At 69.1% G+C, this 15,871-nt stretch carries 9 protein-coding genes; 6 read left to right on the top strand and 3 right to left on the bottom strand.

The genetic code is table 11. The annotated features are described in order from the left end of the window. The first annotated feature begins 13 nt into the window (after positions 1-13). The 6 genes from ACWPN5_RS29545 to ACWPN5_RS29520 all read left to right on the top strand — a co-directional run bounded on the left by ACWPN5_RS29545 (position 14) and on the right by ACWPN5_RS29520 (position 4,818). Positions 14-964 (top strand): ABC transporter substrate-binding protein, encoded by a 951-nt coding sequence (locus ACWPN5_RS29545; protein ID WP_492299055.1) that lies wholly within the window; start codon positions 14-16, stop codon positions 962-964. Between the two features lie 68 nt (positions 965-1,032). Further along, positions 1,033-1,893, top strand: coding sequence for an ABC transporter ATP-binding protein (locus tag ACWPN5_RS29540; protein WP_014199178.1), 861 nt, complete (start codon positions 1,033-1,035; stop codon positions 1,891-1,893). Next, entirely contained in the window at positions 1,890-2,639 is a 750-nt protein-coding gene (locus ACWPN5_RS29535) for an ABC transporter permease (protein WP_145683663.1), read from the top strand. The genes ACWPN5_RS29540 and ACWPN5_RS29535 overlap by 4 nt, the downstream gene beginning before the upstream one ends. A 5-nt stretch (positions 2,640-2,644) precedes the next feature. After that, positions 2,645-3,382 (top strand): ABC transporter permease, encoded by a 738-nt coding sequence (locus ACWPN5_RS29530; protein WP_492299052.1) that lies wholly within the window; start codon positions 2,645-2,647, stop codon positions 3,380-3,382. 23 nt (positions 3,383-3,405) lie between these two features. Continuing rightward, a complete protein-coding gene (locus ACWPN5_RS29525; protein WP_492299050.1) occupies positions 3,406-4,284 on the top strand; it encodes an isocitrate lyase/PEP mutase family protein in 879 nt (292 codons plus the stop codon). Positions 4,285-4,497: 213 nt separating this feature from the next. Then, on the top strand, positions 4,498-4,818 hold the full coding sequence (locus tag ACWPN5_RS29520) for a carboxymuconolactone decarboxylase family protein (protein ID WP_200478762.1): 321 nt from the start codon (positions 4,498-4,500) through the stop codon (positions 4,816-4,818). Between the two features lie 263 nt (positions 4,819-5,081). Here ACWPN5_RS29520 and ACWPN5_RS29515 read toward each other — a convergent pair whose 3' ends face one another. The 3 genes from ACWPN5_RS29515 to ACWPN5_RS29505 all read right to left on the bottom strand — a co-directional run bounded on the left by ACWPN5_RS29515 (position 5,082) and on the right by ACWPN5_RS29505 (position 15,642). Continuing rightward, the gene (locus tag ACWPN5_RS29515; RefSeq protein WP_200478763.1) at positions 5,082-8,357 is read right to left on the bottom strand and encodes an efflux RND transporter permease subunit; all 3,276 of its coding nucleotides are present in this window, start codon (positions 8,355-8,357) and stop codon (positions 5,082-5,084) included. A gap of 14 nt (positions 8,358-8,371) precedes the next feature. Next, positions 8,372-9,598 carry an efflux RND transporter periplasmic adaptor subunit gene (locus ACWPN5_RS29510; RefSeq protein ID WP_492299048.1) on the bottom strand — a complete coding sequence of 409 codons (1,227 nt, stop codon included), beginning with the start codon at positions 9,596-9,598 and terminating at the stop codon, positions 8,372-8,374. A 293-nt stretch (positions 9,599-9,891) separates the two neighbouring features. Beyond that, positions 9,892-15,642, bottom strand: a complete 5,751-nt coding sequence (locus ACWPN5_RS29505) for a trifunctional serine/threonine-protein kinase/ATP-binding protein/sensor histidine kinase (RefSeq protein ID WP_492299046.1) — start codon at positions 15,640-15,642, stop codon at positions 9,892-9,894. Positions 15,643-15,871: the final 229 nt, after the last annotated feature.

The raw sequence follows: 15,871 nt of genomic DNA, 5'->3' as shown, positions 1-15,871 counted from the left end.
AGCGATGTCGTTCATGACCACGATGAAGCGCAAGGCGGTCCTTGGGGCGGCGGCCATGGGAGTGGCGCTCGCCACCCTGGTCCCGGCGCAGGCCGAGGAGATCACGGTCACCCACTGGGGCGTGCTGATGTACGGCGCTCCCTACGCCGTCGCCATGGAGAAGGGCTATTACAAGGAGCAGGGGCTGGAGATCACCGGCGTCCTGACCTCCAAGGGCGGCGGCACGACCATGCGTAACGTCATGGCGGCGCCGATGCCCTACGGCGAGGTCGCCCTGTCGGCGGCGGTGGCGGCGATCAACCAGGGTCTGGACGTGAAGATCATCCACACCGGCGTCCGCACGGCGGGCGAGATCCTGTGGGTGACCAAGCCGGACTCCCCGGTGAAGACCGCCAAGGATCTGGACGGCAAGAAGGTCGCCTTCACCAGCCCGAAGTCGGTCACCGACATGCTGCTGACCATGGTGAAGGACAAGCACGGCATCACCGTGGACGGCGTGTCGGCGGGCGGCATCGGCGGCGGCCTGACCATGCTGGAGCAGGGCGCGGTGGCCGCCGCCCCGGTGATGGACCCGATCTGGGCGCGCGTGCAGAACAAGTACCGCATGGTCTTCGCGGTCGAGACCGAGCTGCCGACCATGGTGCAGACCGTGGGCGTCACCACCTCGGACTTCGCCGCGAAGAACGGCGACAAGCTGCGGAAGCTGATCGAGGCGCGGCGCAAGGGGGTGGACTTCGTCTACGCCAACCCCGAGGAGACCGCCAAGATCATGACCAAATACTACGACATCGACGAGGCGGTGGCGCTGCAGGCGCTGAAGAATTTGGCGACGATCAAGTACTGGAGCGCCGGCGACTTCGAGTATAACGGGATGAACAACCTGATCAAGGGCCTGCAGATCATCGGCGAGGTCAAGGGCGATATCGACTGGTCGAAGCACGCCGACGCCACTTTCCTGAAATGATCGGCCTGAAATAACCGCCCTGAAGAACATCCGCCTGACGCATCACGATGACCGGGAGGAAGCCCCCGATGAAAGCCAACGTCGCCGCCAAGCGCGACCTGCACGAGGAGGCGGGGGCCAACCCCGCTCCGGCCGTCCACGCCGAACTGAAGGGGGTGAGCCGCATCTACGGCGTTCCCGGCCACGGCGGGGTGCACGCGCTGGGCCCCGTCGACCTGACCCTGCGGCAGGGGGAGTTCTTCTCCGTCGTCGGGCCGTCGGGTTGCGGCAAGTCCACGCTGCTCGACGTGCTGTCCGGCCTGTCCGTGCCGACCGAGGGTTCGGTGAGCTTCGAAGGCAAGCCGGTGGCCGGCAAGGTCCCGGACGGCGTCGGGGTGGTGTTCCAGGAGGACGCAACCTTCCCCTGGCTGACCGTGTGGGACAACATCGCCTTCGGCCTGCGCCGGGCGGGCGTCGATCCGGCGGAGATCGAGCGGCGGGTCACCTACGCCGTCGGCTTCGTCGGGCTGAAGGACTTCGCCAAGGCCTATCCGGTGCAGTTGTCCGGCGGCATGCGCCAGCGCGTTTGCATCGCCCGCACGCTGGTGATGCGCCCGCGCCTGATCCTGCTGGACGAGCCGTTCGGCGCGCTCGACGCCCAGACCCGCCTGATCATGGGCGACGAGCTGCTGAAGCTGTGGCGCGAGACCGGCGCCACAGTGATGCTGATCACCCACGCGCTGGACGAGGCGGCCATGCTGTCGGACCGCATCGGGGTCATGTCGTCCCGGCCCGGACGGATCATCGAGGAGATCGAGACGGGCTGGCCGCGCGAGCGCGATTCCCGCATCGCCAGCGAGGACGGCTTCGGCCAAATCACCGCCCGGCTGTGGCGCCTGCTGCGCGAGGAGAGCCTGAAGGCGGCGGGCCTCGCCGGGGGTGGGTCGTGAGCTGGGCGGGCTGGCTCCGGCTGATCGTGGTGAGCGGCGCCGTCCTGCTGCTGGAGGTGCTGTGCCGGGCCGGCGTCATCGCCAAGACGGTCCTGCCAGCACCCAGCGTCATGGCCGGCGATCTCTACCGCCTTCTCGCCTCGGGGGCGGCCAGCGCCGACATCGGCGAGACGCTGGGCAACGTCGCGATGGCGGTGATCGCCTCGATCCTGCTCGGCTTCATCGGCGGCGTGGCGATCCACGCCATGCCGCGGGTACGCCGGGCGCTCGACCCCTTCCTGGCGACCTACTACGCGGTGCCCTTCTTCGTCTTCTACCCGGTGCTGATCGTCATCTTCGGGCTTGGGGCGGCGCCCATCGTGGTGATCGGCACGCTGTTCGGCGTGGTGGCGATGCTGATCAACACGCTGAACGGGCTGGACCGGATTCCGCGCGTCCTGCTGAAGACCGCGCGCGTCCACGGCATGGACCCGGTGCGCACGGCGCTGATGGTCAAGCTGCCCAGCGCCGCACCCTTCCTGTTCACCGGGGCCAAGCTCGCCATCGCCTACTGCTTCATCGGCGTCATCGCGGCGGAGTTCATCATGTCCTCTTCGGGCATCGGCTACAGCATCGCCTATGCCTTCAACAACTTCGACAACGCGCGGATGTACGCGCTGATGCTGTTCATCATCGTCCTGGTGACGGTGCTCAACGCGGTGCTCTTCACCTGGGAGCGCCGGATCATGCAGCGGCGGAGGCGCTGACGGCCATGCACAGAAAGACCGATACGCTCCTCGTCATCGTCGCGCTGGTGACCCTGTGGCAGGTCCTGCACTGGATCGTCGGCAGCGTCGCCCTGACCTCGCCCGCCGACACGCTGGCCCGCGCCGTGGAACTGCTGGGCTCCGCCACCTTCTGGCCGCACGTCGCGGAGACTGGCGTAGCGCTGCTCTATTCGCTGCTGTTGGCGGTGCTCGGCGGGCTGACCATCGGCATCGCGCTCGGCATCAACCGGCTGGCCGGGGAGGTGGCGGAGCCGATCCTGGTGTCGCTCTATTCGCTGCCCAAGATCACGCTCTACCCGGTGATCCTGCTCGCCTTCGGGCTGGGCCTGTCGGCCAAGGTGGCCTTCGGGACGATCCACGGCATCATCCCGGTGATCATCTTCACGATGAACGCGGTCCGCACCATCCCGCCGGTGATGCTGCGCAGCGCGCGGGTGATGCGCCTGTCGCCGCCCCAGCTCGTCTCCACCATCATCCTTCCCGCCGCCTTGCCGGAACTGGTGTCCGGCCTGCGGGTGGGCTTCTCGCTGACCCTGCTGGGCGTGCTGATCGGCGAGATGTTCGCCTCGCAGCGCGGCCTCGGCTACCTCGTCATGAACGCCATCGGCGGGCACGACGTGCGCACCATGATGGCCGTGGTGCTCATCCTCGCCACCACCGCCGTGCTCATCAGCGCCGGCCTGCTGCACATCGACCGGCGCATGCACCGGCGGGCCTCGTAAAGACTTCCGGAGATTCCAACGACATGACCACATCCCTCAAGCCCAAGTCGCTCAAACAACGCCTGTCGCAGCCGGGCCTGATCTCGGCCCCCGGCGTGTTCGACATGATCTCGGCCAAGGTGGCGGACGGCATGGGGTTCGACGCGCTGTACATGACCGGCTACGGCACCGTCGCCAGCCATCTCGGCCTGCCGGACGCCGGGCTCGCCACCTTCAGCGACATGGTCGGCCGGGTGCGGGCCATCGCGCGCGGCACCACCACACCGCTGATCGCCGACGGCGACACCGGCTACGGCGGCCTGCTGAACGTCGATTTCACCATCCGCGGCTACGAGGAGGCCGGGGCCGCCGCCATCCAGCTCGAAGACCAGGAATTCCCGAAGAAGTGCGGCCACACGCCGGGCCGCCGGGTGATCCCTATGGCCGACATGGTGCGCAAGATCCGCGTCGCCTGCGAGGCGCGGTCGTCGAGCGATTTCCTGATCATCGCCCGCACCGACGCCCGCACGACGCTCGGCCTCGACGAGGCGCTGCGCCGCGCCGACGCCTACGCCGAGGCCGGTGCCGACATCATCTTCGTGGAAAGCCCGGAGAGCGAGGCGGAGATGGAGCGGATCTGCCGGACCATCGGCAAGCCGCTGATCGCCAACATGGTGGAGGGCGGGCGCACGCCGGTGATGACCGGGGCGCAGCTGGAATCGCTGGGCTACCGCATCGCCATCTTCCCGGCCACCGGCTTCCTGGCGATGGCCGCGGCGCTGCGCAGCGCCTACGGCGAAATCCTCGCCAAGGGGTCGAGCGCCGAGTATCCGGGCGACCTCTACCCCTTCCCCGACTTCACCCGCCTGATGGGTTTCGAGCGCGTCTGGGAGTTCGAGAGGCGCCACCCCGAGACGGCGTGATTTTCCGCCATCTCAGGGCATTGGTGCGCGGTGCGACGCAACGCTCATGTCGCGATTTCGCATCTCGGACAATTTGCGCACTTCCGTGCGGCGACCCCAGGGTGTCATGGTCGGCAAGTGAACATCCTGGGGATGAAACACCCAGATCATTGGGTCGCAGGCACCGATCGGCGGAAGCCCCAAAGGAGCCTGCGACCGGAGCGGACTGAGCCGATGACCGACACGCCACACGTCAGCAATGCTTTCCAAACGTTCAGCAAAGAAGCGCCGGCCCATCAGCAGGCATGGCTCGAAGCGGTGAAAAGGCTGGAGGTGGCCTCCGCCCTGGACGCCAAAACCGCTGAGCTCGTCTACATCGGAATTCTGGCTGCCGCCCGTCTCGAGAGCGGACTGCCGTTCCATGTCGCCGACGCCAAGCGTTTGGGCGCCACGCGGGACGAGGTCGTCAGTGCCGTGCTGGCGGGTCTTCCCGCGGTCGGCAACGCTGTGATCCAGGCTTTGCCGGTAGCGCTCGCGGCTTACGACCGCAGCTAGGAGACCGGTGTGCGGGTAGGAACATCTGGCGGGGCAATCCGGACGTCGAGCGCCATGGGAGCGGTCGATCGGTTGCTGCGGGCGCTGCCTGCAACCTCGGCACTTCGGCACGCCGGGCGCTGATCGATCTGCGCATGGTCTCCCGTGGTGACGGCGCGACGCCTGGGGGATGATCGTTTCCCATGTTAAGGACGGGTGCTTCCGGCCGGCGCCTCTGGGACGCGCCACAGCCGCGCGGCAGCACCCGATCAACGCTCCGGGGATCAACGCTCGGGGGCGGAGGTTCCCGGGATTTCACGGGTCGCCGGATTGTACCTCCCGGACGCCGCGGGGTCCGCTGCAACGGGCCCCCGGGCGGGCGCTTCCGCGGTCCGCGAGGGATGCTGGTCGGCGGGATGCTGGTTGACGGCCAGGGGCCCGCTGAACAGGCGGCGGATCACCGTGTAGAAAACGGGGGTGAAGATCAGGCCGAACAGGGTGACCCCGAGCATCCCCATGAACACCGCGGTGCCCAGCGACTGGCGCATCTCCGCCCCGGCTCCTTGGGCGATCATCAGCGGCACGACGCCCAGGATGAAGGCGAAGGACGTCATCAGGATCGGGCGAAGCCGGGTGCGCGCCGCCGCGACCGCGGCCTCGAAACGGTCCTTGCCCTCGAACAGCTCGTTCTGGCGGGCGAACTCGACGATGAGGATGGCGTTCTTGGCGGCCAGCCCGACCAGCACGACGAATCCCACCTGCGCCAGGATGTCCACCGCCAGCCCGCGCATCAGCAGGCCGGTCACCGAGGCCAGCAGGCACATCGGCACGATCAGGATGACAGACAGCGGCATCGCCCAGCTCTCGTACTGCGCCGCCAGCACCAGGAAGACGAAGACGACGGACAGCCCGAACACCAACAGGCCGGTGTTGCCCGCCGCCTTCTCCTGGTAGGCCAGTTCGGTCCATTCGAAGCCGAAGCCGTCCGGCAGGGTGTCGGCCGCCGCCTTCTCCATGGCCGCCAGCGCGTAGCCGGTGGAGAAGCCGGGCAGCGTGTTCCCCTGAAGCTCCGCCGCCGGATAGAGGTTGTAGCGGGCGACGCGATAGGGTCCGGTGATGTTCTGGAACTCCGCCACAGCGCCGATCGGGACCATGTCGCCCTGCGCGTTGCGGGTCTTCAGGTTGGCGATGTCGCGCGGGGTCTGGCGGAACCGCCCGTCGGCCTGCGCGGTCACCCGGTAGGTGCGGCCCAGCAGGTTGAACTCGTTGACGAAGGAGGAGCCGACATAGATCTGCAGCGCCTCGAACACCTGGTCGGCGGTGACGCCCAGCATCTCGGCGCGCTGGCGGTCGATGTCGGCGAAGACCTTCGGCGTCTTGGTGTTGAACAGCGAGAACACGCCGACGAGGCCCGGAATGCGGTTCGCCGCACCGGCCAGCTCGTTCACCGCCTCCTCCAGCGCGGGCAGGCCGCGGCCCCGCTTGTCCTCCACCATCATCTTGAAGCCGCCGGAATTGCCGATGCCGCGCACCGGCGGCGGCGGGATGGTGATGATGAAGGCGTCCTCGATGGCGCCCAGCCGGGTTCTCAGGTCGCCCAGCACGGACTCGGCGGTCTGGCCCTTCGGGATGCGGTCGGCGAAGGGAGCGAGAGTGACGAAGATCGCCCCGGCGTTCGGCGCGTTGGTGAAGGTGGCGCCGTCGAAGCCGGCGAAGGGCACGGCGTGGATCACCCCCGGCGTCTTCAGCAGCGTGTCCACCGCGGTGCGCACCACCTCGTCCGTGCGGGCCAGCGACGAGCCGGGCGGCAGCTGCACCACCGTGATGAGATAGCCCTGGTCCTGGTTCGGAATGAATCCGGTCGGCGCCCGGCTGAACTGCCATCCCGTCAGGGCGAGCAGCACGCCATAGACCGCCAGAACGATCACCGGCAGCCGCACCAGCCGCCCGGTGAGCCCGGCGTAGCCGTTGGACAAACGGTCGAAGCCGCGGTTGAAGCCGCCGAAGAAGGCGTTGACCGGGCGCATCAGCGGCGACGGCTTGGGCGGGTGCGCCTCGTGCGGCTTGAACAGCAGCGCGCACAGCGCCGGGCTGAGGGTCAGCGACACCAGGCAGGAGATCACCGTGGCGGTCGCGATGGTCACCGCGAACTGGCGGAAGAACTGGCCGGAGATGCCGCTGACCAGGGCCGCCGGGATGAACACGGCGGTGAGCACCAGGGCGATGGCGATCAGCGCGCCGCCGACCTCGTTCATCGTCTCGTGCGCGGCGTCCTTGGGCTTCATGCCCTGGCGGATGAACCGCTCCACATTCTCCACGACGACGATGGCGTCGTCCACGACGATGCCGATCGCCAGCACCAGCCCGAACAGCGACAGCGTGTTCAGCGAATAGCCCAGTGCTGCCAGCACCGTGAAGGTGCCGATCAGCGAAACGGGGATCGCGACGATCGGCACGATGGAGGCGCGCCACGTCTGAAGGAACAGGATGACGACGATGACGACCAGCGCCACGGCCTCGAAGATCGTCTTATAAACCTCCTCCACCGACTGCGCGATGAACTCCGTCGGGTTGTAGACCACGTCGTAGCGCATCCCGCTGGGGAAGCCCTTGGACAGGTCCGCCATGGTCGCCAGGATGCGGTCGGCGGTTTCCAGCGCGTTGGAGCCCGGCCTCTGGAAGATGACCAGCGGTACCGCCTGCTGGCGGTCCAGATAGGCGTTGAGGTTGTAGTCCTGCGCGCCCAGCTCGACGCGCGCCACGTCGCGCAGGCGGGTGACCGCGGCCCCGTCGGTTTTGACGATGATGTTGCCGAACTCGCGCGGGTCGGTCAGGCGGCCCAGCGTCTCGACGTTGAGCTGGAAGGCGCCGGGGGCCGGCACCGGCGGCTGGTTGATGACGCCGCCCGACACCTGGACGTTCTGCGCCTGGATCGCCCGCACCACGTCGCCGGCGGTCAGGCCGCGCGCCGCCACCCGGTCGGGGTCGAGCCAGACGCGCATGGCGTAGTCGCGGGCGCCGAACACCTGGATGTCGCCCACCCCGTCCAGGCGCGCCAGCACGTCCTTGATCTGCAGCAGCGCGTAGTTGGACATGTAGAGCTGGTCGCGCGTCCCGTCCGGCGAGTTCAGATGGATCACCATCAGCATGTCGGGCGAGTTCTTGCGCACGGTCACGCCGATGCGCCGCACATCCTCCGGCAGGCGGGGCTCGGCCACGGCGAGGCGGTTCTGCACCAGCACCTGTGCGTTGTCCAGGTCGGTGCCCAGCTTGAAGGTGATGGTGAGCTGGAGCCGTCCGTCGCTGGTCGCCTGCGAGGCCATGTAGAGCATGTCCTCGACGCCGTTGACCTCCTGCTCGATGGGGGCGGACACGGTGTCGGCGACCACCTGCGCCGACGCGCCGGGGTAGGTCGCGTTGACGACGATGGTCGGCGGCGCGATCTCCGGATACTGCGCGACCGGCAGGGTCAGATAGGCGAAGACCCCGATCAGCGTGATGAAGATGGACAGGACCGCCGCGAAGATCGGCCGGTTGATGAAGAAGTGCGAGATGTTCATGGTCCCGGCTCCGCTCAACCGGCCGGCGGCTTCGGCGGCTCGATCCGTCCGTCCTGCGGGGTCACCTTGGTGCCCGGCCGGGCCCGGACGAGGCCGTTGATGATGACCTTGTCCGTTTCCTCCAGCCCGGAGCGCACGACGCGCAGCCCGTCCTCGATGGGGCCGAGGCGCACCGGCTTCGGCACCACCGTGCCGTCGTTGCCGACCGTCAGGACGATCTTGTTGGCCTGATCGCTGACCACGGCCTGATCGGGGATCAGAGTGGCGGTGTAGCGGTCCGATCCGGGCAGGCGCAGCCGCCCGAACTGGCCGGGCGTCAGCAGCAGCGACGGGTTGGGAAAGACGGCGCGGGCGCGGATGGTGCCGGCACCGGGGCTCACCTGATTGTCGATGAAATTGAGCGTGCCCTTCAGGGTCCAGCTCTGCTCGTCGAACAGGCGGCCCTCGACCTCGATGCCGCCGTCACGCTGCGACCTCAAGGCGCCGCGCGCCGCCGCCCGCTGGTAGGCGAGGTAATCGGATTCGCTCATGTCGAAGGTGAAGTAGATCGGGTCGAGCGAGACGATGGTGGTCAGCAGGGTCGTCGTGCCGGTGTCGCCACCGACGATCAGGTTGCCGACGCTGACCTCGCGTCGGCTGATGCGGCCGGCGATCGGGGCGGTGATGCGGGTGAAGTTCGCGTTCAGCTCCGCCGTCCGGACGGCGGCCTTCGCCACCTCGACCCCGGCGGCGTCGACGCGGACCTGCTGCTGGCGCTCGTCGAACACGCTGGCCGCGACGTTGTCGCTGCGGCGCAGCTCCGACGCGCGGGCAAGCTGGCGGTTCGACAGGTCCAGCTTGGCCTCGGCCTGCTGCTGCTCCGCCCGCGCCGAGGCCAGAGCCGCCTCGAAGGGGCGGGGGTCGATGACGAACAGCGGGTCGCCCTGCTTGACGATCTGGCCGTCCTGGAAGGCGATGGAGTCGAGATAGCCGCTGACCCGCGCCCGGATCTCCACGAAGTCCACCGCCTGGAACTGGCCGGTGAACTCGTCCCATTCGACGATCTCCTTGCGCAGCGGCGGGCTGACCGTCACCGGCGGGGGTTGGCTGTTCTGGGCAGTCTCGGCGGCGCGGGCGCGGTTGCCGCCGGACGGGCCGGCCAGCCACAGGCCGCCGATCAGCGCGATTGCGGCAAGGAGTGCCGCCAGAGCGGCTTTCATCCGGCTGGGGGAGGCGGCCCCGCCTGTCCTTGCCCCTGTCATGACCGTCTCCGCTCCCGTTGCCGGCGCACCGATGGTTGCATGGATCGGCACAGTTCCACAGGACGCGAAGGTTGCAGCCGTCAGCCTCTATAAAGAGGGATCGGCGCGGCGTTGGTGGGAAAACCGCCGGTCCGGCGATCGGGGCGGACTGTGGGTGAAGGATTCAGCTTCCTCGCTGGAGCTGGTCGGGGCGCCGCCAGCCAACACGACCGCCACGGCCAGATGATCGGCGAGCAATGCCCAGGCACAAGGCTGGCCCGTCCGGTCACCCGCAAGGTCGCCAAGGTCCCAGCTCAGGCCTGAGGGGCCTTTCCGGGGGCACGGCTGGGGAACTCGACGGTGAATCGCGTTCCCTCGCCGGGCTGGCTGTCGAGTTGGATGGTGCCGCCGAGCTGGCTGGTGATGAGGTTGAAGACGATGTGCAGGCCGAGCCCGGTCGAGCCGGTGCCCCGCCGCGTCGTGAAGAAGGGCTCGAAGACCTTGCCGTGGTTCTCCGCCGGGATGCCGCAGCCGTCGTCCTGGTAGACCAGCCGCACCCCGTCGTTCTCCACCGCCTGAGCGGTGATGGCGATCCGCCCCTTTTCGCCTTCCCGGTAGGCGTGGTTGACCGAGTTGGTGATGAGATTCGTCACGATCTGGGCGATCACGCCGGGATAGCTGTCCAGTTCGATGCCCTTGGGGCACTCCAGCCGCACCTCGTGGCCGGGGCGGTGCCAGGTCGGGCGCAGGCTGACCAGAACCTCCTCCAGATAGCCGCGCAGGTCGAAGCGGCGGCGGTCGCTGCGCGTCTGGTCCGAGGCGACCTGCTTGAAGCTCTGCACCAGATCGGCGGCGCGGGTGGCGTTGCTGATCATCAGCGTGGCGGCGTCGCGCGCGGCCTGCATGAAGTCCTGGAAGTCGGCCCGGCGCATCTTGCCGGTGTCGGACAGCGTTTCGAGCGCGCTGATCTTCTCGCCGAGATAAGAGGCGCTGGTCATCACGATGCCGATGGGCGTGTTGATCTCGTGGGCCACACCGGCGACGAGCTGCCCCAGCGAGGCCATCTTCTCCGCCTGGACGAGCTGCTGCTGGGCGGCCTTGAGCTGACCATGGGCGGTGTGGAGCTGCTCGTGGGCGTCGCGCAGCTCGCTTTCACGGCTGCGGTCCACCGTCACGTCCACATAGACCTGGACCATGCCGCCGTCCGGCATGGGATTGCTGCGCACCTGGATGACCCGGCCGTCGGCGAACTCGATCTCGCTGGGGCTGCTCACCAGGGGCGAGGGCATCAGCGCGGTCAGAAGCTGGCCGGAGGCGTTCACCGCGGCGCTCAGCTCGCGGTAGGGAAGGCCGACCCGGCGCAGCGTGTCCGGCAGGCTGAAGAGGGCCATGGCCCGCTCGTTCCAGACGCGCAGCCGCTCCTCGGCGTCGAAGGCCGCCAAGCCGTCGTACATGCTGGCCAGCGTCGCGCGCAGAAGCTGCGACTGCTCGGCCACCTCGCGGGTCCGCTCGGCCACCTGGGCTTCCAGCGTGCGGTTCAGCCGCTCCAACCCGTCGTAGAGGCGGGCGTTCTCGATGGAGATGGCGATCTGCACCGACAGGAGGTTGAGCAGCTCCAGCCGCTCCGGGCTGAAGATGTCGGCGGCGAGGTTGTTCTCCAGATAGAGGATGCCGACCATCTGGTTGCGGTTGCGCAAGGGCAGGCACAGCACGGAGCGCGGCTGCGCCATCCGCGTGTAGGCGTCGTACTGGAAATCGCCGTCGTTGGCGGCGTCGGCCAGGACGACCGGCTCACCGGTCTGGATGACCGCGTCGACGACGCCGCGCACTAGGACCGGCGCCGCGTCGTCGAGGGGGCGGGACTGCAGGACCTCCGCGGCCTCACCCTCGCTGGTGGCGTCGGCCTCGATCCGCCACGCGCCGTCGGTCGGCAGCAGCAGGCAGCCCCGCGTCGCCCCGGCGTTGGTGATGACCAGCTTCATCAGCGTCCACAGCAGGTCGCCCAGCCGGATGTCCTGCGCCAGCGCCTGCGAGGTGCGGATCACCGTCTCGACATCCACCATGTGGGAGCTGGACCCGGAGGAGGAGGAGCGCCGCCGCGACGTGGCGGTGACCGGGCGTTGCGGCGGGAAGCCGTCGTCGACGGGACCCTGGTCCGCCGCCGTCTCGCCGAACAGCTCGGCCAGCCGGGCGTCGAGCGCCCGGACCTTCGCCAGCGCGTCCCAGCGCCGGTAGGCGTGGCGGGCCTGGAACAGCATCGCCTTCGCCGTGAAGCGGTCGCCGCGCGCCAGCGCGGCCTCGCCGGCCCGCTCGCAGGCGAAGGCCTCGTCGTGGGTGAAGCCCTGCTCGCGGGCGCTCTCCGCGGCGGTCTGGTAATGACGGTGCGCCTTGTCCAGCCGTCCGGTGGCGCGCAGCCGTTCGGCCACCACGAGCGCCAGCAGGTGGCGGAAGTTGGTCGGGGCGTGGCGCACCGCGCCGCGCAGCCGGCGCTCCAGCCCGAGCGCCGCGCCCCGCGCCCGCAGCCGCTCGGCGGGGCGCAGGCGGTCCCAGGCGGCGAAGTCGATCAAGGCGGCGATCACCCGCATGCGCAGGTTCATCACCATGCCCATGGATGCGTCGGCGAAGGGACGGCGCTTCGCCATGCAGCGCCGCGCCTCGTCGATCCGACCGAACAAAAGGTTCAGATAGGCGAGGTGGCTGTGCATCGTGTCCAGGGCAAGGCGGTTGCCGCTGGCGGCCAGGGCCGGGACGTCGCTTGCTTCCGTGACGTGGGGTCCGGCGAAGGCGGTGGGGTCGTCGCATTCGCCGAGCAGATTGGCGATGAGCTGCTGGTGGGGCCGCAGCACGCCCGCCGCGGTCTGCTGGTTCAGGCGCGCGATGGCGGCGGCGTGGCCCGCCGCGGTCTGCTGGAGCTGCCGCAGCGGATGGCCGAGAAACAGCCCTTGCGCGACGGCGTTGTTCAGGCAATAGGCGGCGTACTCGATGTCGCCGGTTTCCAGGCCGATCCGGTGGGCGTCGAGAAGGCCGGCCAGTGATTTGGCCACCGGCTGGTGCCAGACCTCGATGAACAGATGGACGACGAACAGCGTCTGGGCGCGGCCCTGGTTGGCGTTCAGCCGGTCGAGCACGCGCAGCGCCACCCGCCCGTACATGGCGCCCGCCGGGACGTCGCCGAGCATCGCGCAGTGCAGCAGCCCGTAGGTGGCGTAGGTGATGCCGGAGGCCGGCAGGATACCCTCAGTCGCCGACAGCCGGACCATGCGCAGCAGCAGCACCGTGTAGAGGTTGGTGTCGTGCAGATAGGCGCTCGCCAGCACGCGCGACACGATGCGGCCGATCGTCAGGAGGCGCGGGTCGGTGAGGGGCGGGCGGTTGACGAGATCCTCCTCGCCCTTGCCGCGCAGCGCGAGTTTGGTCGTGGCGAGTTCCTTGAGCACATGCCGGGTGTCCGCCCGCTCGGGGATCGGGCTGCCGAGCTGGCCCAGAGCGGTGCGGCAGGCGTCCAGCGCCGCCGGCAGGTTCTGCCGCGACACATGCATCTGGATCTGTGTCTCGAAGGCCAGGGCACGGTCGAGGACGGTGCGGGCGTTGGCCTCGATGGCGTCGGCCAGCGGCGTCGCCGCGGCGACGTCGCCGTTCACCGCCGCGATCTCCGCCGCTTCGGCGTGCAGGCTGAGCGCCAGCTGGTACAGCCGCGACCAGCCGTCCGCGGGCAGCAGCCCGACCCCGGTGATGAGATAGTCGAAGGCCGGCCCCAGCGCCGCCGAGGCGCGCGCCGCCTGTCCGGCCAGCAGGTTGTAGCGGGCCAGCCGCTCCCGCTGCTCCGGCGACAGCAGGGACACGGCGCGGTTCAACTGGTTGGTGATCGCGAACAGCCGATCCGTGGCCCGATCGCCGCCCCGTTCCAGGACGAGGCCGATGGCGAGGTGGCAGGCCAGGGCCTCGGCGTCCGGCAGCATGCTGTAGGCCGCCTGCTGCACGCGGTCGTGGACGAAGCGGTAGGTGGCGCGCGGCGAGACGCTGTCCATGTCGGCGTAGCGGTAGGCGTCGCCCACCGGAACCACCAGCCCGCTGCGCAGGGCCGGCCACAGCGCCGCCGCCGTCGCGGCGGAGGTCCGCCGGCTCGCGTCGGCCAGGGTGGCGAGATCGAAGGCGCTGCCGATGCAGGCGGCGGTCTGGAGGACGGTCAGCGTTTCGGCGGGCAGCTCGCGGATGCGGCGGACCACGAAGGTGACGACGTCGTCGACCATCCGTTCCATCCGCTGGGACTCGATGGCCTCCAGGTTCCAGTTCCACACCCCGGCGAGGCCGTCATAGGCGATCAGCCCGCTCTGCTCCAGCGACTCCAGGAATTGCCCGAGGAAGAAGGGGTTGCCCAGCGTGTTGGCGATCAGCCGCTCGGCCAGGGGACGCACGTCGTCGGGGGCTGCGTGCAGCGTGTCGGACAGCAGGGCCACCACCGCGTCGGCGTCGAGCCCGCCGAGCGACACGTCGCGCACCGGAACGCCACGCTCGCCAAAGGTCTGGATGGTGTGGCGCAGCGGGTGGAGCGCGTCGACCTCGGTGTCGCGGCAGGTGCCGACCAGCAGGAAATGGCCGAGGTCCGGGTCGCCCGCCAACCCTTCCAGCAGCTTCAGCGTGGCGAGGTCGGCCCATTGCAGATCGTCGAGGAACAGCACCAGCGGGTGCCCCGCCCCGGCGAAGGCGCGGACGAAATTGCGGAACACATAGATGAAGCGCTCGTGCGCCTCCACCGGACCCAGCTCCGGCACCGGCGGCTGGGGGCCGATCAGCCGCTCGACGTGCGGGATCACGTCGGTGATGACCCGCCCGTTGGGGCCGAGCGCGGCGAGGAGGCGGGCCCGCCAGCGCGCCAGCGACTCCGGACCGGCGGCGAAGGTCTGCCGCACCAGGGTCTTGAAGGCCTCGATCACCGGGGCGTAGGGAATGTCGCGCTTCAGCGGCTCGAACTTGCCGGTGATGAAGAAGCCGTGGCGGGCGATCACCGGCTTGTGCAGTTCCCGGACCAGCGCCGATTTGCCAACCCCCGAATAGCCGGAGATCAGCAGGGCTTCGAACCCGCCCGCGGCGGCGCGCCCGAAGGCGTCGAGAAGGACGCGGAACTGCGCGGTGCGGCCATAGAGCTTCTGCGGGATGCGCAGCACCGGACGGACGTCCCGGCTGGCCAGCGCAAAGGGCTCGATGCGGCCGTGGCTGCGCCATTCGCTCAAGCAGCGTTCAAGGTCGGCGCGCAGGCCGAAGGCGCTCTGGTAGCGCTCCTCCGGGTTCTTCGCCATCAGCCGGGCCACGATGGCGGCCAGAGGCTCGGGCACCAGCGGGTTGAGCTTGTGCGCCGGGACGGGGGTCCGCGCGATGTGGCAATGCACCAGCTCCAGCGGGTCGCCGGACGGGAAGGGCGGCTGGCCGGTCAGGAATTCGTGAAAGGTGGCGCCCAGGGCGTAGAAGTCGGCACGATAGTCCACCGACCGGTTCATCCTCCCGGTCTGCTCCGGCGCCATGTAGGCGAGCGTGCCCTCCATGGTGCCGACGTCCGGGTCGCCCGCTTCTTCGCGCGACAGCTCCGACGCGATGCCGAAGTCGATCAGGTTGAACTGGCCGGTCGCCGGGTTCCAGATCAGGTTGCCGGGGCTGATGTCCTTGTGGACGACGCCGGCATCGTGCACGGCGGCCAGCGCGTCGACCGCCTGGAGCGCCATTCGCAGGAAGACCGCGACGTCCTCCGTCCGCACGTCCGGAAGGCTGTCCAGCGCGGTCCCGCCGATGTCGCGGAACACCATCATCAGCCCAGTGCCGTGGGGCACGCAGTCCAGCGCCTCCACGACCCCGGCGTGGCGCAACCGGCGGGTGATGGCGAATTCGCGCAGGAAGGCCGCCTTGTCCTCGCCGCCGATGTCCGCCCCGGACAGGAATTTGCAGATGACGGGCAGGCCGTCGTCGCGCCGGACGGCGCGCAGCACGGTGGAGCGCGACCCCACATGCAGCGTCTCGACAACGCGGAAGCCCGATAACGCCGGCACGGTTGCGGTTGGGATGGCCCCGATCACGACGCAGCATCCTCATGTCGCGTGGTTGCGACATCCGTTATAGAAGGTCGCGCCAGGGTGGAGCAAGCGCAGGGCGTGGCAGCCGGGTCTTTGCACGATTTTTGCTTTGCGATCGCACGGGTCATAGGACGGGAGCATCGGCGAAACTGCGTAATAGTTCAATCGCGGTACGACAATTTATGCTAACCTCCCCCACAATTTCTGACGAGTGCCGGGAAAACTCCGCGGC

Source organism: Azospirillum sp. UENF 211521 (genome assembly GCF_058780535.1).
The sequence above is the reverse complement of the archived record's forward strand: the minus strand, read 5'-3'. Positions and strand labels throughout refer to the sequence as shown.